This is a genomic window from Viridibacillus sp. d25.2 (genome assembly GCF_055456015.2).
Map to the genome: position 1 here is coordinate 3,991,852 of NZ_CM196652.1, position 23,456 is coordinate 4,015,307.

At 35.0% G+C, this 23,456-nt stretch carries 17 protein-coding genes; 3 read left to right on the forward strand and 14 right to left on the reverse strand.

Annotation, left to right across the window (positions count from 1 at the left end; all coding sequences use genetic code 11):
• Positions 1 to 30: 30 nt before the first annotated feature.
• The 3 genes from ACZLO7_RS19625 to ACZLO7_RS19635 all read right to left on the reverse strand — a co-directional run bounded on the left by ACZLO7_RS19625 (position 31) and on the right by ACZLO7_RS19635 (position 4,888).
• Positions 31 to 2,478, reverse strand: coding sequence for a hypothetical protein (locus ACZLO7_RS19625; RefSeq protein WP_464939559.1), 2,448 nt, complete (start codon positions 2,476 to 2,478; stop codon positions 31 to 33).
• 608 nt (positions 2,479 to 3,086) lie between these two features.
• Positions 3,087 to 3,494 carry a hypothetical protein gene (locus tag ACZLO7_RS19630; protein WP_464939558.1) on the reverse strand — a complete coding sequence of 136 codons (408 nt, stop codon included), beginning with the start codon at positions 3,492 to 3,494 and terminating at the stop codon, positions 3,087 to 3,089.
• Positions 3,495 to 3,856: 362 nt separating this feature from the next.
• Positions 3,857 to 4,888, reverse strand: a complete 1,032-nt coding sequence (locus tag ACZLO7_RS19635) for an alpha/beta fold hydrolase (protein WP_464939557.1) — start codon at positions 4,886 to 4,888, stop codon at positions 3,857 to 3,859.
• Between the two features lie 571 nt (positions 4,889 to 5,459).
• Between ACZLO7_RS19635 and ACZLO7_RS19640 the strand changes: the two genes are divergently transcribed.
• Entirely contained in the window at positions 5,460 to 5,603 is a 144-nt protein-coding gene (locus ACZLO7_RS19640; RefSeq protein WP_464939556.1) for a hypothetical protein, read from the forward strand.
• 177 nt (positions 5,604 to 5,780) lie between these two features.
• Here ACZLO7_RS19640 and ACZLO7_RS19645 read toward each other — a convergent pair whose 3' ends face one another.
• The 5 genes from ACZLO7_RS19645 to ACZLO7_RS19665 all read right to left on the reverse strand — a co-directional run bounded on the left by ACZLO7_RS19645 (position 5,781) and on the right by ACZLO7_RS19665 (position 12,714).
• Positions 5,781 to 6,455, reverse strand: coding sequence for a response regulator transcription factor (locus ACZLO7_RS19645; RefSeq protein ID WP_464939555.1), 675 nt, complete (start codon positions 6,453 to 6,455; stop codon positions 5,781 to 5,783).
• Positions 6,452 to 7,636: a sensor histidine kinase gene (locus tag ACZLO7_RS19650; RefSeq protein WP_464939553.1), complete on the reverse strand. Its 1,185-nt coding sequence runs from the start codon at positions 7,634 to 7,636 to the stop codon at positions 6,452 to 6,454. Before ACZLO7_RS19650 ends, ACZLO7_RS19645 begins: the two co-directional genes overlap by 4 nt.
• 506 nt (positions 7,637 to 8,142) lie before the next feature.
• Entirely contained in the window at positions 8,143 to 9,945 is a 1,803-nt protein-coding gene (locus ACZLO7_RS19655) for an ABC transporter substrate-binding protein (protein ID WP_464939552.1), read from the reverse strand.
• A gap of 26 nt (positions 9,946 to 9,971) precedes the next feature.
• Positions 9,972 to 11,462 carry an ABC transporter permease gene (locus tag ACZLO7_RS19660; protein ID WP_464939551.1) on the reverse strand — a complete coding sequence of 497 codons (1,491 nt, stop codon included), beginning with the start codon at positions 11,460 to 11,462 and terminating at the stop codon, positions 9,972 to 9,974.
• A 13-nt stretch (positions 11,463 to 11,475) separates the two neighbouring features.
• Positions 11,476 to 12,714: an ABC transporter permease gene (locus tag ACZLO7_RS19665; RefSeq protein WP_464939550.1), complete on the reverse strand. Its 1,239-nt coding sequence runs from the start codon at positions 12,712 to 12,714 to the stop codon at positions 11,476 to 11,478.
• Positions 12,715 to 13,021: 307 nt separating this feature from the next.
• Here ACZLO7_RS19665 and ACZLO7_RS19670 point away from each other — a divergent pair, with 307 nt between their 5' ends.
• A complete protein-coding gene (locus ACZLO7_RS19670; RefSeq protein ID WP_464939549.1) occupies positions 13,022 to 14,749 on the forward strand; it encodes an ABC transporter ATP-binding protein in 1,728 nt (575 codons plus the stop codon).
• A 781-nt stretch (positions 14,750 to 15,530) separates the two neighbouring features.
• The gene (locus ACZLO7_RS19675; protein ID WP_511261367.1) at positions 15,531 to 15,896 is read left to right on the forward strand and encodes a hypothetical protein; all 366 of its coding nucleotides are present in this window, start codon (positions 15,531 to 15,533) and stop codon (positions 15,894 to 15,896) included.
• A gap of 8 nt (positions 15,897 to 15,904) precedes the next feature.
• On the opposite strand, the gene ACZLO7_RS19680 is transcribed toward ACZLO7_RS19675, so the two are convergent.
• From ACZLO7_RS19680 to ACZLO7_RS19705, 6 genes are all read right to left on the reverse strand, one after another.
• Entirely contained in the window at positions 15,905 to 16,099 is a 195-nt protein-coding gene (locus tag ACZLO7_RS19680) for a hypothetical protein (RefSeq protein ID WP_464939547.1), read from the reverse strand.
• 399 nt (positions 16,100 to 16,498) lie between these two features.
• Positions 16,499 to 16,699, reverse strand: a complete 201-nt coding sequence (locus ACZLO7_RS19685) for a gamma-type small acid-soluble spore protein (protein WP_464939546.1) — start codon at positions 16,697 to 16,699, stop codon at positions 16,499 to 16,501.
• Between the two features lie 136 nt (positions 16,700 to 16,835).
• Positions 16,836 to 17,066, reverse strand: coding sequence for a hypothetical protein (locus ACZLO7_RS19690; RefSeq protein WP_464939545.1), 231 nt, complete (start codon positions 17,064 to 17,066; stop codon positions 16,836 to 16,838).
• Positions 17,067 to 17,276: 210 nt separating this feature from the next.
• Positions 17,277 to 19,604: an MORN repeat-containing protein gene (locus ACZLO7_RS19695; protein ID WP_464939543.1), complete on the reverse strand. Its 2,328-nt coding sequence runs from the start codon at positions 19,602 to 19,604 to the stop codon at positions 17,277 to 17,279.
• 686 nt (positions 19,605 to 20,290) lie between these two features.
• Positions 20,291 to 21,655: a S41 family peptidase gene (locus tag ACZLO7_RS19700; protein WP_464939542.1), complete on the reverse strand. Its 1,365-nt coding sequence runs from the start codon at positions 21,653 to 21,655 to the stop codon at positions 20,291 to 20,293.
• A gap of 212 nt (positions 21,656 to 21,867) precedes the next feature.
• Positions 21,868 to 23,439 carry an Ig-like domain-containing protein gene (locus ACZLO7_RS19705; RefSeq protein WP_464939541.1) on the reverse strand — a complete coding sequence of 524 codons (1,572 nt, stop codon included), beginning with the start codon at positions 23,437 to 23,439 and terminating at the stop codon, positions 21,868 to 21,870.
• Positions 23,440 to 23,456 lie beyond the last annotated feature (17 nt).

Sequence of the window (23,456 nt, forward strand, 5' to 3'; positions counted from 1 at the left end):
AAGTTTGGAGGGCTTGTTGTAGGTGAATGATTATCTTAATTCATTGTATTTTACATTGAATTCTTTTTCTAAATCCGCTTGATTAGCATAACCTGCTCCTGCTGGGCGTTTCTCTAACACATATTTTGCAACTGCTGTTCTATTCACTACTGACAATGAATTTAACTTACCTTTTAAATTATCCATTTCATATAATGCAGCAAGGATTTCATCGACGTCTGTTACACTATTCGCTTTTTCAAATGCAGTTGCCTGAGCTTTCACATTTAAAGTAGCCGTAGCAGGTACGATGAAACTATCAGAAGAAGTTGCTTCGATATTCACTACATCTGCAAGGTTTGATTTAAGGGTAAATGAAATGGTTCCATTATTCCCAATCGGTACTATTTGAGTGTTATCCAGGCTTCCAGGCACAATCACTTTATTTATACCGTTTGATAACATAACCGTAGCGAATACAGTATTAAAATCAAACGTAACTGTACCACCAACTTTAGGTGCATATGGTAAGCCATTTTGATCTACGGTTTGGTAGGTTACCGTCACAGGCATATCCGCTGCAACTGTTGTTACATCCTCACCGCTTGCGTTAACGAACTTCATACTAGCAATACTCACTATTGCTTCGTTAAAGTAAGTAATTGTAGCCGTTTGTTGTAAATCGCCATCATCTAGTTGGCCAGTTCCCGTATTAGAAACGTTATCGATAAACACTGTCGGAATAATATAAGAGTCTATTTTTCTATTGATTATTGTAAATGGTACTGTGCCTTTTTTATCAGTCACTAATGTATAATTTCCATATCTATCAGGAGTGATTAGTTTGTTATCTTGGAAAATATACGCTGTTTCTGTATCACCTTTTAAAGCTACTTTGACAGGAAGTTTAGCAGGTGCTTTATTGCCAGCTAAGTCCGTTAGCGTTGCTACATATTGGCGACCGCCAAAGTTCGCTCCGTATGTGTTCCCTACTACGACATTTTTCGCAGTAGAAACGTTAGACGCTTTCTCTGTCCCTAGCGCTTCAACAGTTAAAGCCATTGCGTGCTTAATTTCAAACTTAACTGTTGACCCTTTTGCCTGTAGTTCTGTTGCATCTAGTCTTTCGCTTGAATCATTGCCATTAGCAAATACGATTGGCGTTACAGATGTACTAGCACCTGTTATTGTAAAAGTACCTTCACCTCTATCATTAACATATACTCTTGCTCCTGCTTGAGTAGTTGCAGTCTGATAAGGTGTTGTCTTATTACTTTCTAGTATCTGTGCTTTGCGATTAATCTTATCTGATGTGACATCTAGATTTTCAGCAAACGTTACGTTGACGTATTTACCTTTTGTATCACTAGATACATCTACTGGATTGACGTTAACTTTATAGACTTTTTTAGAATTGTTTGCTACAGTCGATTCCTTCGTAACATCTGTAATTCTTAAACGTTCTGAGTCGCCCCAATATACTCTTGTTTCGGATGATTTAAGTCCAGGGTTTATCGATGGATATGCATATACAGAATCTTGAGTAAAGACATGTTGTATGTAACTATACTTGGCTACACCATATTCGTCTGTCAGTACTTCAACGGTGTTTTTTTTACTTGCATCCGCTGAATTCCCTATAGTGAACGTTACTGGAATATATGATTTTGCCTGATTCTGATTAACCTCTACTTGTGCTTCAAGAGTCACTTGCGAACCTAAAATGCCTTGAATAGAAGTATTTTTTTGCGAAACCTTCGTTGGTATTACGGCAGAAATCGCTACAAATTCTGGTTGCTTAACACCATCAAGTTCTACAGTATACTTTCTCCCAGCTTGTTGTGCGGAAGTTGTTAATACGACAACTTTATCATCAGTTGCCTTAACTGCAGCATTTGTAACGATTAAACCTTCGATCACAAAACGCCCAGTTGTAATTTCGCTAGCCTTTTGTGCATTTTCAAATGTGACCTCAACCGTAGTGTTATTGATTACTTTCACTGCATTAACTGTAGTTGAAACGACAAACCCGTTTTTATATAGTTTTTTTGTACCTTGATAAAGGAATACACCATTTGCTACCGTTCCTTTTATGTACAATTTTCCAGAAGTGCTTTCAATACCCGTTAATTCTTTACCGTCTTGATACCATTTTTTCACTGACCCCGTGCCAAACAAACCATTTCCTTTTTTACCAGCATTGTAATAGACTTTTTTATAGATACCTGTTCCTTTTGCCCCTGCTTTGTAATACGTTTTTTTGTAAAGGCCCGTAAATTTGTTGCCGTCTTTATATAGTACACTTTTGAAAGATTTATAGCCTTTTATAGCTTTACCCGTCTTCACTGAAACTAATTTACCTTTTGTAACTGTTACAGTTTCAGATTTAGCAAAAGCTGTATTTGTAGCTTCAGTTACTGCAAATGACCCTGTTAGAACTGCAGCTCCAATTACTAACGAAGCGACAGGCTTAACAAATTTCAATCTAAATTTCCCCATTTCAAAAATCCTCCTTAATAGATATCACACTCTACTTTCCATTAATAATAGTATATCAAAATGCCCAATAATAGTATAATATAGGCATTTATTTAAAATCATGGATTTCCACTTTAAGACTGGTGTTAAACCGCATATAAATCACATAAATATGATGACACTTTTACCTACAGGAGCATTTTAATGATATTTATGTCAAGTAAATATCAAAAGTAAATATAAAACCAAAAATCAAAAGTTTTATTAAATATTTAGAAATATAGAACCCTTGATAACTATGGATTTTTTAAAATATCACACATTATTAAACATAAAAAAAAGAAGGATAGATGAGCAGCGTTAGAATGTGCTCCATCTATCCTTTTCGTTCCACGATGATTCTATTTAGAACATCCGCAGATAATGCCCCCACAAAATCTCTTGCTTAAAAGACCTATTTACTATTTGAATTTGCAATATTCTTTGTAAAACAGTGAATACCACCACTTAAAATATTAAGTGCTGTTTTCGTAAAAACTGTTGCTATTCAACTAACTAATCATTTTAGTTGAACAAGATAGTTTTTGGGTTTGTTTTTTTCATCAAATTGAAATTAAATAACAATAAAATTAATCTTTTTCAACTGTATATCTAACTTGTTTAAAGATTACTATATCTCCATCTTCAGTATCATCTACAGTTTGCCAAAGTTGAACCTTGGGCTTGTAGTCCGTCCTATGAGCATCTTTGATATCCATAATGTTAAGTTTGTAGGATTCGTCATTTTTTATTTTTTGTTCAAATACTGTTTTATTAGCAACATTAATAAAGGTTACTTTATTTTCATCAATTCCCTCAGTCATAAATTCTAATTGATTATCTTTTGTTGTAATCTTTGATGTTAATAATTCAATACTTCCGTTTCCAGTTTCTCCTTTAATAGCAATTTCAACATCGGGATCTTCTATTATATCTGAACATCCGGATAATGTGATACCAGCGAATAGAATAGAAATTAATCCAATTAGCTTTTTCAAAAACACCCCTCCTTCCCAGCGTTATTTTAACACAAATGGTAAAATAAAGGGATTTATGAGTGGTGTGAGAAGCTTCTTCAATGTAGTGTAGTGCTTTAGTTGAAGAAGCTAGCCAAACGAGAAGCAACAATCTTGGAGAAAACAGCCTTTATTTATTATTTATAGTAATTACTTTTCTATCTGGGAAAATAGTTTCTAAAATTTTCTTGCCTTGCTCTAACTTAGAGCTGGCTGCATTTTAATTTTTCCGCTTGAGCCCTGATAATGCAGTTACGGTTCTGGACAAGGTATTGATGCTGCCCCGTTAGCTTAAGTACAATTCTTCACAATCTCTCTTTCAAGGTAAGAAAAAACTACCCTATTTATTTTAAAAATGTATCGCACATCCATTCATAAAATTTTTCCTTCTCTTCAAATTGTGGATAATGGGCTGATTGCTCAAAAGCAATAAATTCTTTTTTATTAAATTCAATCATATCAAAATATTTTTTTGCTTCATTTGATGTAGTCATATAATCATATTTACCCATAACAAAATAAAACGGTAATTCAAGTTTCGTTACGATAGTTGGTAATGGATTTTTTAATACACCCTCACTCAAAACCTTTTGAGAATAGGACACCCCACGGTTATAACCTATTAGATCTAATAAGTTATACTCGCTACTGAGTAATATACCTAAGTTATCTCCATCGGGGTTATCGATGAGTCTTACACTTCCGTCATATTTCGTAACAGAATTTCGTGGGGTAAACATGCCGCCCTTTTTAATTTTTTCAGTTAACCCTTGTAAATATAAAACATCATCCGTATTGCCAGCTTTTCGAGCCTGATTTATAACGTAGTTCAAACTTTCAATCTCGCTTTCTACTTGATTACTCATCTGTCCAATACCAATATATGCTTCATACTTTTCAGGAGCTTTATGGGCAGCTTGCGTGCCAATATATGTACCATAAGAATGACCAATTAATATTACTTTTTCTTTGCCGAGCCGTTCTGATATATAATCCGTCAAAGCCAATAAGTCATCCACCAGTAAGTCTGGGGAAAGATTAGAATAGTCCTCAAAAAAATGATAGGATTTTCCACTTGCTCGTTGATCGTAATTAACAACCGTAAATTTAGTTTCCAGTAAGTCTTGGTATTTTTCTGCATATGGTATTTCCGAACATCCAGGTCCTCCATGTACAAAAATAATAACAGGATTAACCTTATCTTTGCCACGTATCATAATTTCATGACTACTTCCATTTATCTCTACTTGTTCTAATGCACTTATACTGTTATCACCTTTTATATGCGAAGTCCAAGTAGGGAAAAAAAGTGCTATGATTAGTACTATTATAATAATGACCCCAATATATTTTATTAATTTCTTTATGTTTTTCATCTGATTCCTTTCTGCTCGATACAATCCAAATATATGATTGATCCAGACTTGTTCTTATGTAATGTGATGGATATTGATTATTTTTTAAAATCCTTATTCCACTAAAGCGCCATTTCTTGAAAAAGAAAATTCGAATATTATTTATTTTTTAATTCCCACTGTTCATTCCTTTCTACTCATCAGTAAGTTTAATTGTTGTATCTTTATTTACGTCTTCATCAAAAAAAACTGCATTATTTACTTCAAGATGTGTACAGGTTGTAAGTTGCAATAGATTTTAGCATTCATTTTTTTCACCTCTTTTAGAAATTTTATTTATATTTTTATTCTAAAGAGGAAAGGTCATATACTGTAGTGTCGATAAGTCATTAATAAGTCATAACTATTTTAAAAAAATGACTAATTATGATGATTGGCTAAAATATATTGCTTCTTTAATAATAAGTGGCTATTGAAACTTTATTGATGCCCTCTTTAATAATGGCTGTTTTCTTAAACTTTGTTGTTTTTAATTGACTATTAAAAATTTTGATATAATATACTATATGCGGTAAGTAAAGGAGGGTTTATATTGCACAACATAGTTAAATCCATAATTAAGAAGATCAATGAACAAGACCAATTCATTAAAGCAAGTATCTATATTATGGGTGGTTTTTCTATAGTATTAGCTGGATATGGTGTTGGTCGTTTTGTTGGAATGATAACATTTTAATTTCTAAGTCATTTTAATCTAGCAACAATCTATACGAAAACAGCCTTAATAATAGACGATCCACCTTGAGATCTTTTGCATGATGGAACTTATGTATTGCTCATGAACGTTCCAGTTCGTTGCAATAAAAAAAGCGTGAAGACAAAGTTAATTTAACTTTGTCCACACTCTCTTACTTCAATATTTCTTATTTTCTACAAGACTCTCTTCTATTGCTTTCATAATAGCAGAAGATCTGTTTTTTACATTTAATTTCGAATAAATGTTAGAGACATAATTTTTCACAGTTCCCACTGAAAGAAACATCTTTTCTGAAATGTCTTTATTGGATAATCTTTGAGTTAAACATTTTAATACTTTTAATTCTTGATTATTTAAATCATATGGATGTTTCATAGAGTACTGGTCAAATTGTTCCGCGTGTTCGTTATTATTTGATTGTATCTGACCAAACACCTCTTTTGCTAATTGTTGAGGAATGAGGGAACCTCCGTGATACACCATTTTAATTCCCTGAACCAAAAATTCAGGATCAACAGCCTTTAATATGTAACCCTCTGCACCAGCATTTAAGGCATTCAAAACGTGTGTAACATCTTGAAAAGTAGTAAGTATAATAATTTTTATATCGGGCCAATGTTTCTTAATTTCTTCTGTCGCCTTTACACCATCCATCACCGGCATTTGAATGTCCATTAAAAGAATATCAAGATTTTCCCTTTCACATAAAGCAATGGCTTTCTCTCCATTTTCCGCAGTTCCAATAATCTCAATGTCAGATATACTTTCAATCACAATTTTTAAGCTCTTCCTTAAAATCTCTTGATCTTCGACGATTGCCGCTTTTATCATGATAATGACACTTCCTTTGCCATAGGTATGTGACATGTTATCCTCATACCATCATTCAATTTCGAATAAAATTCCACTGTACCTGCCAATGTCGAGATTCGATCTTTCATTGAGCGTAAACCAAACCCTAAATGCAATTCACTAAAACCCATTCCATTATCTTCAATGAGAACAATCAATTCTTCTTGTTTAAACGAAATAGATACTTTAATAAAGGTTGCCTTCCCATGTCTTTTCGCATTTGTAAGACCTTCTTGTATACAACGAATAATGGCTAACTTTATCCTTTCGCCTACTTTGGTCACTTCTCCTTCGACAATCAATTTTATATCCGTTGATGTATGTTTCTTAAAATCAATAATCAATTCTTGCACAGACTCAATAAGTGTTTGATGAGTCATGGGCGACATCTGGTGAATTGTCTTTCTCACATCTTGCAGTCCATTTCGTGCTAAATCCGAAATCTCTTTTATACTCTTTTCTGCTTCTATTTTATCTGCCCGATATAGAAAAGGAAGAGCATCTAAACTCGTTATGACTGATGTGAAAATATGGCCTACTGTATCATGCAAATCTTGCGAAACTCTATTTCGTTCTTCCTTAATCGTCAGTTCCTCAATCTTTTTTGAGTAATATTCCAAGTCCTCGTTTTTTTCCTCAATAGAAGCAATTAACGTTTTATTGGCGTTATTGACAATGGTCATCCTTCCTAAACATAACCCGATACCATAAAAAATAGTTGTATCGATGAAGCGAGCAAAGAAACCCTCATCAGCGAAGAGATCGCCAGTCAATGTGCCAGCAAAAAAAATAGAAATATATAAGAAAGGTCCTAACCAAATTAACGGCTTCACTTGACAAGCATAAGCTACAGTAAGCATAGGCAAGAATAGAAAACCGTAAGTCTCTGATATTTCATATTGGATCGATAGGTAAATAAACGCTGAACCCGTTAGCAATACCTCTACAAATACATATTTTGGGAATTTTATAAGCCCAGGCCTATAAAATAGGTGAGGTATTATGTATAAACTAATGGCCCACAAAAGTAAAATCCACTTGTTCAAACCTGTCGTACCTATGAATATCAAGTAGCCAATATTCGTAATCCATATTGTACGAATGAGAAATAGAACATAGTCCAACCAATGCCATTTCCTTTGATCCATTACCGCTTTCATACTTTTATATCCCCCAACTACGTCATCTATTTCATAGTTCCTAAAACTACTTCGCTATTTTCGTTCGTATAATTGATTATGTTTAGTTTATCTTCAATGGAAAAACTTGTATAGTTTTTCTTTAAATCTTCCAGGTATAATAATGATATTTTTCCATTCAAAAGTAATTATTTCCTTCTTTTTTAACTCTTTCTTCAATTAACCTGCCCCTTAGCTGAACAGCTCAAAGATCTTCTACTAAAGCACTCCTTTAGCTGAACAAAAGTTACATGAAAATTTATATTAAGGTCCGACATTGGGAGGATTTAACTGGACTCTTTATGTTTTTAACTATGTTAATGAATGATAAAAAACCAAAAAAAGTACAGCACTAATATATAAGTGCTGTACTAAATTTCCTTAAAATGTGTAATATTAACGACCCCTAAGCTCTTGCAATAAGAATATACACTTATTTGTCTTTAATTTCACAGAGTAATTAGAGGATTTTTTGCTAAGTGAAATTGTTACTTCTGACTTTGGTACTCTTTTAGTAACTCTTTTGCTTTGTTATTATCTGCTTCTAGTTTTAGACCAGTTTCTACAAGAGGGCTCAACGTTGAAACAGCGTTCATTTTATTACCTTGGTAGAAGTTTTTAATTTCTTCTTGATTGATTGAATACAAGATAGATTGGCGTAATGCTACACTTTTAGATACATCACGGCCTTTCATATTAAAGGCAAGATATGAGACACCATTACTTTTATTTTGTTGCAATGTAAGTTTTTCGTCTTTTTTCACAATATCGTATTTGCTTTCTGGAACACCATTTAAAATATGAATTTCGCCGTTACGTAATGCAGATAATGCACTTTCTGGATCTTGGATAAATTTAACTGTTACTGATGAAATTTTCGGTTCATATTCTGTACCTGTCATGTAAGCAGGGTTTTTCACAAAATGCGCTTCGTAATCATTCTTTGAAATTAAAATGTAAGGTCCGCTTGCATAAAGAGCATTATTATAATCTTTTCCTTCAGTGATTGTTTTTTGATCACCATACGCGATGTCTTTGTTTACATCATATTTAGCAATATCATACGTGTTAATGCTTTCAACTTGTTTCTTTGAAACGATACCAGCTGATTGGTGTGCTAAGTAATTTAGTACTTGTGGGAATGGCTTTTCTGTCGTTACTTTAACAACTTGATAAGCGCCAGATTTGTTGTTTGCTTTTGTTTTATCTGTTACTAATGTTGAAACCTTTTTATCTAGACCTTTTTCTAATTGTTCACGAACAGTCGATTGACCATCTGTTGTTTTTACGTCTAATTCTTTTAAATCGCTAACGATTGAAATGTCTTTCATACTTTCATGAAGACTGTACGTACGGTGGTCAGGTACAGAGTTTTTGTCTTTAGCACGATCTAATGAGAATTTTACATCCTCTGCTCCTACACGTTCACCTGAGTCAGCTGCTTTTTTGCCTTTAACTGATGCAAAATGAATATCATCACGTAATAAGAAGTAATAATCCTTACTACCATCTGCAATCGCATGATTTAATGACAATGAGCCATCTGATACAACTTCATCTTCATCTGTTAAATTCACCAAGCGTACATACATATTTGTATTTAAAGTATTGATAGAACCGTCATTTCCTTTAATCGGATCTAATGATGTTAATGCACTAATTCCTTGTTGAACAAGTAACGGTTGTGATGCGTTTTTAGCCTTGTCTTTGAATGATACTGCTTCCCACACTGCTGCTCTTGATTTTGGTAAGCGTAATGTTTTTTCATCAATTACTTGGTTATTAACCCCTTGTGCTTTATAAGAAACATAAAGTGGCACAATATAAGCTTTGTCAAACACTACTAACTGTTCTAATTCTTTATAAGTATTTGTGTAGTCTTCTTTTAATTGTGTACTTGCTTCTTCTACTAATTCATCTGCTTTTTCATCTGCAAATAAGGTATTATCACCGTCTGTTGTAAACAATGAACGAACCGCGTAATCAGGATTCCCTGTTACTGTTGTCCATCCATTTAGTGCTAAATCATAGTTCCCTGCATCTTTTTGTGCAGTGAAACTACCGTAATCAGGTTGAATGTTTAACTTTACATTGAATCCATTCTTTGTAAGTTGGTCACGTAGTATATTTAAATCATCTTCTCCTGTGCTCATTCCTAAAATTTCAATAGACGTGCTTTTCTTATCTGAAGATGGTTTTGAGTCATCTTTTTTAACATCGGATTTCGTATTCACGCATCCTGCTAAAACGAGTACTACTGCTGCTAAAAAAAGTACTAATCTCTTTTTCATTTGAATTCCTCCATAAATCATATTTATCAATCCAATTTTGGATCTAAAGCATCTCTTAACCCATCCCCTAAAAAGTTAAAGGAAAGTACTAATAAAATAATAGCTATCCCTGGAATAATCGCTAAATAAGGGTTGGTTTCAAGATACATGCTTCCTACTTTTAAAATATTGCCCCACTCTGGAATATGAGGTTCTACGCCTAAACCTAAAAAGCTTAGACTACTAGTCGCAATAACTGCTCCCCCTATAGTTAGGGTTGCTTTGACAATCATTGGAGCAAATGAATTGGGTACTACTTGCTTGAAGATGATTTTCCAATCTGCCTCACCCAATGCCTTAGCAGCCTCTACAAACTCTAGATTTGATACCACCATGACATTTGCACGCATGGTCCTCGCATAGGACGGAATGGACCCTACACTTAATGCGATGATTAAATTGATTGTATTCGCACCAAAAGCTGCAATAATTGCAATCGCCAGTAAGATACCAGGGATGGCATAAAGCACATCTAAAATACGCATGATTACGTTGTCAATTGACTTACTATAATAACCAGCAACAGCACCTAGGAATCCGCCAATAACTAATGGAATGAGGGTTGATATTACCCCAACAATTAGTGAAATACGTGCCCCATAAATAATGCGTGAAAAGACATCTCGCCCAAAGTTATCTGTACCAAATGGGTTAGCTAAACTTGGCTCTAATAACATGGCTTCATAATTGTTTTCCACAGCAAATTCATAAACAAATGTACCGTAGCTAGCGATTGAAATAGCAAAGGTGAAAATTACAAACAGTAAGCCTAGCATTGCTGTGAAATTCTTTGTGATCTTAGACCAAATCTTATTCCACTTTTCAATCGTTGACATGTCGCGGTTTGTACTTTTTAATAACACGCTATACCCTAAAATGAAGCCGAATATATTGCCACTAAAACCTGTTATTATTAAAGCAATACCTAGCCATTTAAATGCAGGTTTGATATAGTGATCCGTATTCACCTTACCGAAGATGACTACAACTGCTACCTCAAAGATGATTAATACGGTAAATACCATCATTGAAAGTAAAAATGTATCTGATACATATGGTTTAAAGAGATTTAGTAATGAAACTGAAACAATTATCAATTGAGTCAGTAACATATAATAAGAAAGCGTGTACTCAATAGAAGCTTTACGTCGTAACATTCGAAATGCGAAGGTTGTCGTAAAAACATTCCCCACTAAAATAGTCACTAAGTTTACTGCACTCATTAACCGTGTTCTTTTTTGGATATCCCCGGTATTTAATAAATCTCGTTTCATACAAAATAGAATAATTGCTTGCCAACACGCTATCACTAAATACGCAATGGTCAAAGAGCCCCAAACTTTGTTCCATGTTCCCTCTGTAACATCAAAGGCATTCACTAAAAAAACAAGCACTAGTGCAATTGAAATAACAAAGACAAAGAGCGCATGTTTGTACTCTTGTGACCGTTTTAAAGCAAAATCCTGTTGTGTTGTCATTTCATACACCTCGTTAAGTATTTTTCATTTGCGATCGAATTCTCGGATTTAAGAAAGCGTATAGAATATCAACTGCCAAGTTTACAATCGAAATAGTGATAGCAATGTATACAACTCCTCCTAATATAGAAGGAATATCTGGTACGAATTGTTTGTCTACAATATAACTTCCTAAACCACTAATATTAAATACTTTCTCTGTCACGGCTGCCCCGCCTAGCATGCCACCAAATTGCAGTCCGATAATCGTAATAATAGGAATGATTGCATTACGTAGTGCATGGTTGATAAATACTCGACTCGGCTTTAAGCCTTTCGCTTTCGCAGTCACAATATACTCTTCGTTCACTACTTCTAAAATTGATGACCTAGTCATTCGCGCTATAGACGCTGTTAATCCAGTCCCTAATACAATCACAGGCATTATGATCGATAACCAATCACCTGGAGAATACGTAGCCGGCAGTATGTGCCACTTAATTGAAAAGTTCAAAATGAAAACAAGACCTTGCCAAAAGTTAGGGATAGATAATCCGATTAATGCGACAAACATAAAGCTATAATCCCAAAATGAATTGGTCTTTGCTGCCGATATCATCCCAACTGGTATCGCTATTACGATAGCCATTAATAATGACCAAAACGCGATAGTGAGTGTGACAGGGAATTTGTTTGCAATGCTTGCCATAACATCTTCATTACCTGTATAGGAATAGCCTAAATCTAATGTCAGAATTCCTTTTGTCGCATCCCATAACTGCACCCAATACGATTGATCTAAACCATATCGATGATTAAATTCTGCAATCTGTTCAGCTGTCGCTGATTCTCCTAAAATATTGGCCGCTGGATCGGCAGGAGAGAAATGCAAAATGGTAAATACAAAGATAGTGACCGAAATGATGACGAAGACAGTCATCACTAATCGTTCAAAAATATAACGAACGAGCGGTCTAGCATAGATTACCAAGAACAAATACATAAGGATTCCTGGTATAAAACTGACCAAAACAAAGCTCTGATTTTGTAAGCATTTAGCAAAGAAATGCCGATAACTCGTATTACTTTGATCTGTTGTTACCAATTGAGCTTGTGCCATTTTCAATACTTGTTCATTTGCAAGCTTCGTTGCCTCCTCACGCATTTCTTGTTCACGGACGGACTCATTGAAATATAACTTTTTGCTTCGGTACTGTTCCTCATATCGATGAATCAGTTCACTGTATGTAGAAGATTTCTTGATTGTTTCCATATGATTAAGCCGTATTTGTTGATATTGCGTGCTCTTATATTTTGTTTTATAGATGCACCACATCACGATATGGACTGGTAAACCTAATAAAAATAATATGTACTTATAAAAAAGGAGCGAGCTTAGATTGCTATATACATGCTCTAAACTGCCCTTTATCTGTCCTTTTTTTATTTTCAGAAAAATCACTCCTTTAATGTTGATTATTCCTAGTAATTTAGTATACTATTAGAAACAAAGTATAGAATTTAATTTATTAGAAGTCAATGAAATTATTTTAAATTATTAGTAAATGAGGAATTATTATATGGATAGTATTTTAAAGGTTGATAACTTACATATTTCATTTGTCTCAAATCATGAAGTTTTTGAAGCGGTTAAAGGGGTTTCTTTTGAATTACATAAAGGAGAAACTTTAGGGATTGTTGGTGAATCGGGTTCTGGAAAAAGTGTCACTGCACGTTCTATTATGCGTTTACTGCCATCTCCACCGGCGCTAATGACCGATGGTTCTATTGAATTTTCAGGAGAAACGATTTCTACTTTTACCGATCACGAAATGGAAGCCGTTCGTGGCAAAGAGATTAGTATGGTCTTCCAAGATCCAATGACATCTCTAAATACAACTATTAAAGTGGGAAATCAAATTGATGAAATCCTAACAAAACATCAACAGCTTTCTTCTAAAGAAGCGAAAAATCGATCAATTGAAATGCTGCAACTCGTAGGGATAAAAAACGCCGAAGAACGTTACAATCAATATCCACATGAATTTTCTGGAGGGATGCGTCAACGCGCCATGATTGCTATGGCTCTCGCTTGCCAACCAAAATTACTCATTGCTGATGAACCTACTACTGCACTAGATGTAACTATACAAGCTCAAATCCTACGCTTAATGAAAAAAATGCAACAGCAATTTGGCACTTCGATTATTCTTATCACCCATGATTTAGGTGTCGTTGCCGGTATGTGCGATCGTGTCGTCGTCATGAAAGAAGGGCAAATTGTTGAAACAAATACGACTGAGGAGCTTTTCTCTTCTCCTCAACATCCTTATACAAAAAAATTATTGAACGCTCTTCCACGTATGGATGAAAAGAAAAAACCAAAGGGGAAACTACATTTACCAGCAGATATTAACCCTGACAAACCACTTATTGAAGTGCAAGATTTAAATCAAGTATTTCCTCTTGGAAGTGGTCGTACTTTAAAAGCAGTAGATTCTATTAGCTTTTCAATCCAGCCTGGAGAAACATTAGGTCTTGTTGGTGAATCCGGTTCGGGAAAATCAACTACAGGAAGATTGTTATTACAGTTGCAAAAAGCTACACACGGAGAAATTTTGTACAAAGGAATGGCTATTAATCGATTAAATAAAAAGGAAATGAAACAGCTCCGTAAAGAGATTCAAATCATTTTCCAGGACCCTTATGCATCGTTAAATCCACGCATGAAGGTGTTGGATATTATTGGTCAATCTTTGGATATTCATCAATTATGTAAGATAAAAGCTGAACGACTGACACGTGTGGAAGAATTATTAGAGCTAGTTGGCTTAAAAAAAGAACATGCGATGCGCTATCCACATGAATTCTCTGGTGGGCAACGTCAAAGAATCGGCATTGCTAGAGCTCTAGCTGTTAATCCGAAATTCATCGTTTGTGATGAGCCACTATCTGCTCTCGATGTTTCTATACAAGCTCAAGTTGTCGAATTACTAAAGGATTTGCAAGCGAAGCTCGGTTTAACTTATTTGTTTATCGCACATGACTTATCGATGGTAAAACATATTAGTGATCGCGTTGCGGTGATGAACGCAGGGAAAATTATTGAACTCGCAGACAGTGAAGAACTCTATAGCAACCCGATTCATCCATATACGAAATCGTTATTAGCTGCTGTACCCGTTCCTAATCCCGCGATTGAATCAAAGAAATTACAAAAAGAAACGGTAGAAGCACAACGTTATGATTTCAGCCAAAATACTTTGCAAGAAGTGAAGCCTGGTCATTGGGTGCTTTCAAGTAACTAAATAAGACTGTTGATTTCCGCTACGGTGGACGCTTTCTGCGGGCGGGCACCAAGCCGCTTCGTCGCTACGCTCCTGCAGGGTCTTGGACTTCCCGCTTTTCCCGCTGGAGTCGCCACCTTCGCTCCAATCAACTACACATATAATATAAACAAGTCTTTTGAGTTGGTGGAAAATGATGACGAGACCCTTTCAGACTGTAGACAAAGTCGAAGAAATTCGAATTTATCTACGGTCTTTTATCTTTTTAAAAAAATAGATAAGACCGTTGATTTCCTCTACGGTGGACGCTTTCCGCGGGCGGGCGCCAAGTCGCTTCGTCGCTATGCTCCTGCAGGGTCTTGGACTTCCGGCTTTTCCCGCTGGAGTCGCCACCTTCGCTCCAATCAACTACACATTTAATATAAACAAATCTTTTCAGACGATGAAAAATGATGACGGGATTCTTTCAGACTGTAGACAAAGCGAAGAAATTCGAATTTATCTACGGTCTTTTAGCTTTTTACACAAATAAATAAGACCGTTGATTTCCGCTACGGTGGACGCTTTCCGCGGGCGGGCGCGAAGTCGCTTCGTCGCTACGCTCCTGCAGGGTCTTGGACTTCCCGCTTTTCCTGCTGGAGTCGCCACCTTCGCTCCAATCAACTACACATTTAATATATACAAATCTTTTCAGACGGTGAAAAATGATGACGGGATTCTTTCAGACTGTAGACAAAGACAAAGCGAAGAAATTCGAATTTATCTACGGTCTTTTAGCTTTTTACACAAATAAATAAGACCGTTGATTTCCGCTACGGTGGACGCTTTCCGCGGGCGGGCGCGAAGTCGCTTCGTCGCTACGCTCCTGCAGGGGCTTGGACTTCCCGCTTTTCCTGCTGGAGTCGCCACCTTCGCTCCAATCAACTACACATTTAATATATACAAATCTTTTCAGACGGTGAAAAATGATGACGGAATTCTTTCAGCTGAATATACAAAAGCTGGATTTACTATTGGTGATAGTGCGGGCTCAGATATAATAATGCGTAAAACTTTGATATCGGTTTTAGATATTCAGAATATTAATGTTTTTTGTGTTCAATCAGAAATAGGTATAGAAATACATAAAATAAAAAGACAGCTTAAGCTGTCTTTTTTTATGTATTAAAATTGTTTTTATTTAGTTTTTCTTAACTCTAAAAATTTTAAAATAGTCAGGGCTATCAAACTTATTGCGATAATTCCTAGTAATATGTTTGTCGTTGCCAAACTTGATTCAAATTGCATATTAAAATCTCTAAAACTTGTATATATATTATCTGCTATATCTCCTAAATTACCTTCTAAATTACTTAAATTTTGTTTAGTCATTTTTATCACCTCTGCCTCTTATGAAATGCATAAATTTACTAATTTTCATTATAAACTCAAAAAAATAAATAACAAACAATTTTTAATAATAATGGTAAGGGAGCAGTTATTTAATCATTCAGCACCCTCGATCACGATGCTGTACATAGGGGTCACAGAAGATGCAGTGGATGCGACAATAATGGAGGGTTTTTCTTTGAAAATTATAAATATATAAGCTTTTGTAACACCGCCACATCCTTATGTTGTTTGTAATGATGATACCCAAACATCTTTCGCATCGTGTGCATTTAGGATGTGAGCATTTTGAATGCTTTTGTCGATAAACTGAAATCCCTAACCTCTAAAGAGATTAGGGATTAAAAGGTACCTATTGTTTAAACTATCACGGTTTCACAATTAATTTGGAAACTGTTTTTGATTTTTGCTTTTTACTTCCTCACTATTCGTATCACTATACATTGCCGTACCTAATCCGCCAGTTTTTGCAAGTACTGCTTTTATTTCATTGTACGACAAACCGGACTCTGCATTTTTTCTTTTTACCTCATCAATATCTGTTCCAGCAGACGTAAAATTGCCCCCGTTGTTATTCTTCATTAAGACACCTCCATTTTGGTATGCCTTTATGTTCCCTCAAGGACAGATTATTATGAGTGAAATGTATGGATGGTTTGGAGAAGCGTCCGCTCGACTCCTGTGGAAAAAGCGAGCGGTAAGCTTCAGAAAACCTGATCTAATTGATCGTTTTTTTACTCTTGTCGATTCTATGGTATTCGGAAATTTGAATTATCCGAACATTACTAGTATGTAGCTCGTGATAGATACCTCTACTATCCGTAAACGTTACATACTGTTCTCTCTCACTTTGAATTAGTGCTTCTGCTTTTTCTTGAGATTCCACAAAGATAAACCTTCTAATGTAATGCTCTTCATCAAAGAAGTACGTTATTTTGAATTCTTTCATGATTGTTTTTCTCCTCAAGTTTTTTTCACTATTATTAAATCAATTTTTATTCTTCGACTTCTTCTCTAGGTTATCCATAATGAAACACTTAACTCCATTTTTTTGTTGATCTATTGGCTATTTTTCTATTTTAACAACTTCAATCTGTCTTTTTGATTGGAAAAACGGTTAAAACTAATTTTAGCTAATATTTATTTCTTTCCGAATGGTTCATTTTCTTTTTGCATATTCTTCTTCTATTTTTCTCTTTATATTTTCATAACGTTGGCGTAAATCTTCTTTCACTACTTTATCTTTTATCTTCTCAATCAACAATTCTACATCCTTAATATTTGTTAAACCTTGTTCTAAGACATCTTTCTTCGCATCTTCCCAAGTAATTTTTTCAAATTTTATTATTTCTTCTGTCGCCTTTATTTGTGCCTCATTTTCGGCTGCTTTTAATTCCTCTATTTTTTTTCCTAATGCATCAAGAAGTTTCTTTTCATTGGATACTTTATCTTGCGCTGCTTTTGATAATTTATCATATGCTGCTAACGCTGCTTTCACTTCAGCTTCATTTTCAATCCCAGCTTTTTCTACAGTTAATGCTAGTGCTTTTGCATGTTCTTTATGAAATAATTTTACAGCTTCTGTCGCTTCGGCTTCTGTATCTTCTGCTGCTTTATAGCGATCAATTTCCTTTTTTTGCGCTGCTAAATTTGCAAGGTTTGCAAAATCAGCTTCTGTCGCACCTTTTGCTATTGCTGCTTTTAGTGCTGTGTCTGCTACATTATATTGTGTCTCCGCTTGTTCTAACTTTGTTGCACCATCAATTGATTTGTCTATATAGAATGTGAGAGCTAATAATTTGGTTGCTGCATCTTTAATCGCTTCTTTTTTCACATCTTCGTAGCGATTAATCTCTTTTCCTTGCGCTTCTAATTTTGAATAGTTTGGGCCGAAATCTGATACTGTTGCACCTTTCCCTCTTGCGGTATCTACTGCTGTTTTTGCTGCATCATATTGTGATTTAGCTATTGTTAAACTTGTCGAATCCTTTATTGATTCAACACCTGTAAATTTGAGGTTCCCTAGTTCATTTATTGCTTTTGTAATTGCCATTTCTTTCGATTCTTTTGCTTCATAGCGGTCAATCTCCGTTTTTTGATTTGCTAATTTCCAATAATTCGTTCCAAAATCTGACGTTACTGCACCTTTCGCTCTTGCTGCATCTACTGCTGTTTTTGCTACTTCGTATTGATATTTAGCCGTTGATAAATTGCTTGCATTACGAATTGAACTATCAGCCGTATATTCAAGTCTCGCTAATTCTGTTGTTGCTTTTGAAATTGCTCCTTCTTTCGATTCTTTTGCTTCATAGCGGTCAATTTCCACTTTTTGATCTGCTAACTTCCAATAATTCGTTCCAAAATCTGACGTTACTGCACCTTTCACTCTTGCGGCATCTACTGCCGTTTTTGCTGCATCATATTGGTATTTAGCCGATGATAAATTGCTTGCATTACGAATTGAATTAACAACTGTATATTCAAGTCTTGTTAATTCTGTTGTTGCTTTATTAATTGCTAATTCTTTCGTATCTCTTCCTTCATAACGGTCAATCTCTCTCCACTGAGCTGCTAACCTCCAATAATTCACACCAAATTCTGATGTTACTGCACCTCTCCCTACTGCGACATCAACTGCTACTTTTGCTTCGTTATATTGCCTTCTAGCATCTACTAAATTTGTTACATAATTAATTGTGTACACTTCATAAAATTTTAAAGCATCTAATTTAGCAATCGCTTCGTTTATGACGGCATAATAACTACCTGGACCTGAATTTATAGTACCCGTTTGTCTTCCGTTATCTACTATAATTATTTGTCCACCTGGTATTGTAATCGTACCGTTTGCCACTTTTTTTCCGGCGTACCATAAACCATTGTATTGAATTACACCTTCATTTAATCTTGCACCGTTGTACAAATCGCCATCGAATACTCTAAGAACTGTATTCAATGCACCATTAATGTATAAATATCCTGTATTTGGGTGAAGTCCTGTAAATGCTGTCCCATTTAAGTAAAATACGCCTTCATACGTACCATTCGCTTTTTTGCCATTTGAATAATATATGTCTACTACTAAACCTGTATAGGCTTTACCCTTTAAGTAATAAGTCCCTTTATATGTGCCAGTTCCCTTAAAACCATTTTTATAATAAATACCGTTTGCTATACCCGAATAAATTTTACCTTTTAAATAATACCTCTCTTTATATATACCAGTTGCCTTTTTTCCATTTTTGTAATAAGTATTACCCTTTGTACCAGTGAATAACTCTCCGTTTTTATATACTTTTCCTTTATAAGTTACTGTTCCTTTTACTACTTTTTTAGTAGCTTTAAAAACTAATATTCCATTAGAAATTTTGTAATTTGTCGCCGCTGAGGCATCTTCAGCTCCACCTACTACTGCACCTGTAATAATAGCTGCGCCTAACGATAATGATATTAACGGTTTAATAAATCTCAAATTATACTTCCCCATACTAATCTCCTCCACTTTTCAACTACGCAGAATTTAAAAGCCTAAAACCAATCAACATTGACCAAATACGGTATTTTATGAATAGGCGAATGCAAAAATGCCTAATGTATATATCAATCATGTTCAAGGTTTAAATTGGATTGAAATTTAATCAGAATGGACAAATATTTATTTTTTAAGATTTTCAAAGTTACTCTGTTAGAAGTTAATGATATTATAACGATTAGTTTTGAGACTATTCAAAAGACAAAAGGGATTAAATTTTATCAGTTACGCAGAAAAGGCATATGAACTGTCGGTAGTATTATGTATTTACAGGTGTGTTAATCAACCAATTTTAACCATTTCAATTAAAGTGGCAGGTTGATTTCCGCTACGGGATGCTCGCTTTCCGCGGGCAAGCACCGAGCCGCTTCCTTTGCTACGCTCCGTGCAGGGTCTCGGTTCGCTTGCATTTCCCGCAGGAGTCGAGCACCCTCCGCTACAATCAATTAAAAAATGTAGTATCATAAGTTAATATCGAACATAAAAACCCATTTTAGCGGTAAAAAATAACCCAATATTCCCCTAATCAACACACTTGATGTATTTATAATTTACTGCAAAAAAAAACGTAGCCAGAAAAGACTAGGCCACATTTAGCACATGTCTTTTCGACTACGTATTTTAAAATGGTTAAGGTTCGCTTAGTTTGCAACCTTCATCTCGGCATAAGCACCTGGAGATTTTTTTGTTTTGCTTTTTAGGACAACATAATATTTCGTGCCAGGTTTTAGCTTATCATTTGGTGTTAGCTTCAATTGTTTTTTTGATGTATTTTGAACTTTAATGGACTGTTGTTTACCACCAATTTGTAATAAAGATACTTTCGCTTTTTTCATAGTGCTCCAGTTCATTTTCGTACTACTTTTAACGGTGATCGTTTTTTGAGCTGCTGTCAGATTAATACTTGAGAGCTTGTTGTAACTTTTCAATTGTTTTTTTAAGAAGTCACTATGGCTGTACTCTACTTCTTTACCAATTGGTGTTATGATATTTGGTTTGATGCCTATTTTCTGTATTTTCTTGCCGTTTGGTCCTGTGAATTCACCCACAGTCAATTTTAATTGGCTGTCGTCTTTTAAAGGAAGTACTACCTGCATAACACCTTTGCCATATGTAGTTTGTCCGTATATTGTTGCCGCTTTTTGGTCTTTTAATGATGCTACTGTCATTTCAGAAGCACTTGCTGAAAAGGCATCCGTTAAAACTGATACAGGTGCGTTCCATCTTACTTTTTGCTTCACTGGATCCATAGAATAAGTGTCGACTTTGTCTTTTAACAAATAACCAACTTTGGCTTTTGGGAATAATCCAATGACATCTCCTGCTGCTGTTATATAGCCGCCACCATTACTTCTTAAGTCAAAAATCCATCCCTTCATACCAGGCATTGACTTAATTGCTTTTTGAATTTCTTTACCACTATTCTCCGCAAAACTATTAAGACGTACAAAACCAATATTACCTGCTAGTTTTTCTGTTTCAACATTTGGTATATTGATAACTTTTCGCTTTAACGTTTTAGTAAATGTACTGTCAGTTGTAGAACGATATATAGTTAAAGTTACTTCGGTGTTTTCTTTCCCCGTAAGTAGCCCCCATACCGTTTGAAATGCTTCCCCTTTTAAATCTTTGTCTTCTACTGCTTGTATAATATCTCCTGCTTGCAATCCTGCTTTATCAGCTGGCCCATTTTGCATAATGGAAGTAATAACCACTCCCTTTGGATGTTCTTCGAACATTACTCCGATCCCTACCAACTTCATATCGATTGCATTTGCAAATTCCTCATATTCATCTTTCGTCATATAGACTGAATATGGATCTAACTGGCTTGTCATTTCTTGAATCGTCTTACTATTTAACGCTGATTTTGATACGTTTGGATAATAATATTTCTTCACTAACTCCTTAGCCTCATCCAGTGGTTCCGCTGCATACGCAACAGACGTCGTAAAGAAAACAAATAAGGCAATAAGACTCAACACATAAAAGCATAATTTTTTCATAGTATCCCTCTTATAATAGTAAATTTTATAGACTATTTTACACCTATTAAAGGAAAAAAGATACTAATATAGTATATTATTTCTGTTCTTAGGAATTTTAATACTGTTGTTTCTGGGGCGCTCTTTCAACTTATATATTACAAATGTAAAAGAGCTCTGTGTTCGACACAAAGCTCTTCATTTAATACACGTGATTTCCTATCCTACTATACTTATTTCTTAACAGTGACTACTTTCGCTTTACCTACATTACCTGCCTTGTCTTTTGAGTATATAGATAACTTTGAATTGGCTTTCTGTTTTTTAATAGCTACTGAGAAAGTCCCTTTCTTAGTTACTGTCGCTGATCCAATAATCTTATTGCCAGCTTTCACATAGACTTTAGAACCAACTTCTGCTTTCCCTGTTACCTTTGTAGACGTCGTTTTCACTACGTTTACTAAAGGTATTTTTGGTGCAGTCTTGTCTACTACTGTAATTTTCTGAGAATCACTTATATTACCTGCATCATCTGTTGCAGTCATAGTTAGGATAGTACCTGCTTTTTGAGTATTGATATTAATAGAAAATGCACCATTTTTATCTGAATAGCCTGTACCAATAAATTTCCCACCAACTTTGATAGTTACTTTTGCTTCAGCTTCTGTTGTTCCATTTACTTTACGATCTTTGTCAGTGACTCTCTTGACAACTGGTTTAGTTGGCGGTGTTTTATCCTCAACTATAACTGTTGTTTCTGAGCTCACTTTATCAGAAGCACTTGCAGTTACATAAAGAATTGTTCCTCCTTTAATCTTCTTATTTAATGGAATAGAAAAAGTACCATCTGCTTTAGTAACTGTTTGTCCGTAGAAATTATTTTTATCCGTTACTTTCACCAAAGTACCTGCATCAGCTGTACCTTTAATTTCCATACTTTCGGATGTCACTACGTTTATTTCTGGCGCATGTGGTTTCACTGTTGGGTCTGGCACAGGTGTTGGATCCAACGGAATTGTTGGAACTGGATCTGGTTTTGGTGTTGGAACTACAGGCGGTATTGGATTTGGATCTGGTTTCGGTTTTGGATTTACTGGATTAACTGGATCTGGTGTATTTTTTGAAGCAACAATTTCGAAAGAATTCGTTTTTGCAGTAATACTTTTATCCTCCAGACTAACTGAAGCAGTATACATGCCTACTTTAGATTTTGAGGAGTCATAACTAAAGCTATATGTTCCGTCTTTTGTAGTTTTGATCGTATTATCTGTACTTACTTTTTCTCCATCTCTTTCGATAGTAATATTAACAGTCTCACTGTCGACAGGCTTATTATCAAATATAACTTTCCCAGTTAGTTTTACCTTTTCGCCCACTTCATATTTAGATTTATCACTTTGCACACTTATGCTCTTTTTTGAGACTGGATTTGTATTCGTTACTTCAATGGATACAGAAACAGGTTTTGTATCCCTTGCAGAAAGTTGGATCGTATAAATTCCACTTTCATATTTTTTCGGATTGATAGTTTTTGTAATTTCACCATTTGCGCCGATTTCAGGATCTTTCCATTGGTAGGTTTCAACGACTGTATTCCCTTTTTTCACTTGCATAAAAGGAGCAGTTCCCGTTCCTGCTTTCCCGTCCTTTAATACCATTCCCGAAACATTTATCTTATCTCCAGAAGTATATTGTTCAGTATCAGTATTTACTGTAATCGTTACACTACTAGCTGCAAAGGCAGGGAAAACTGCATTTAAAAATAAGAAAGTAGCTATTAAACTAGTGATTAGGCTTTTTTTCAAAACATTCACTCCCATAT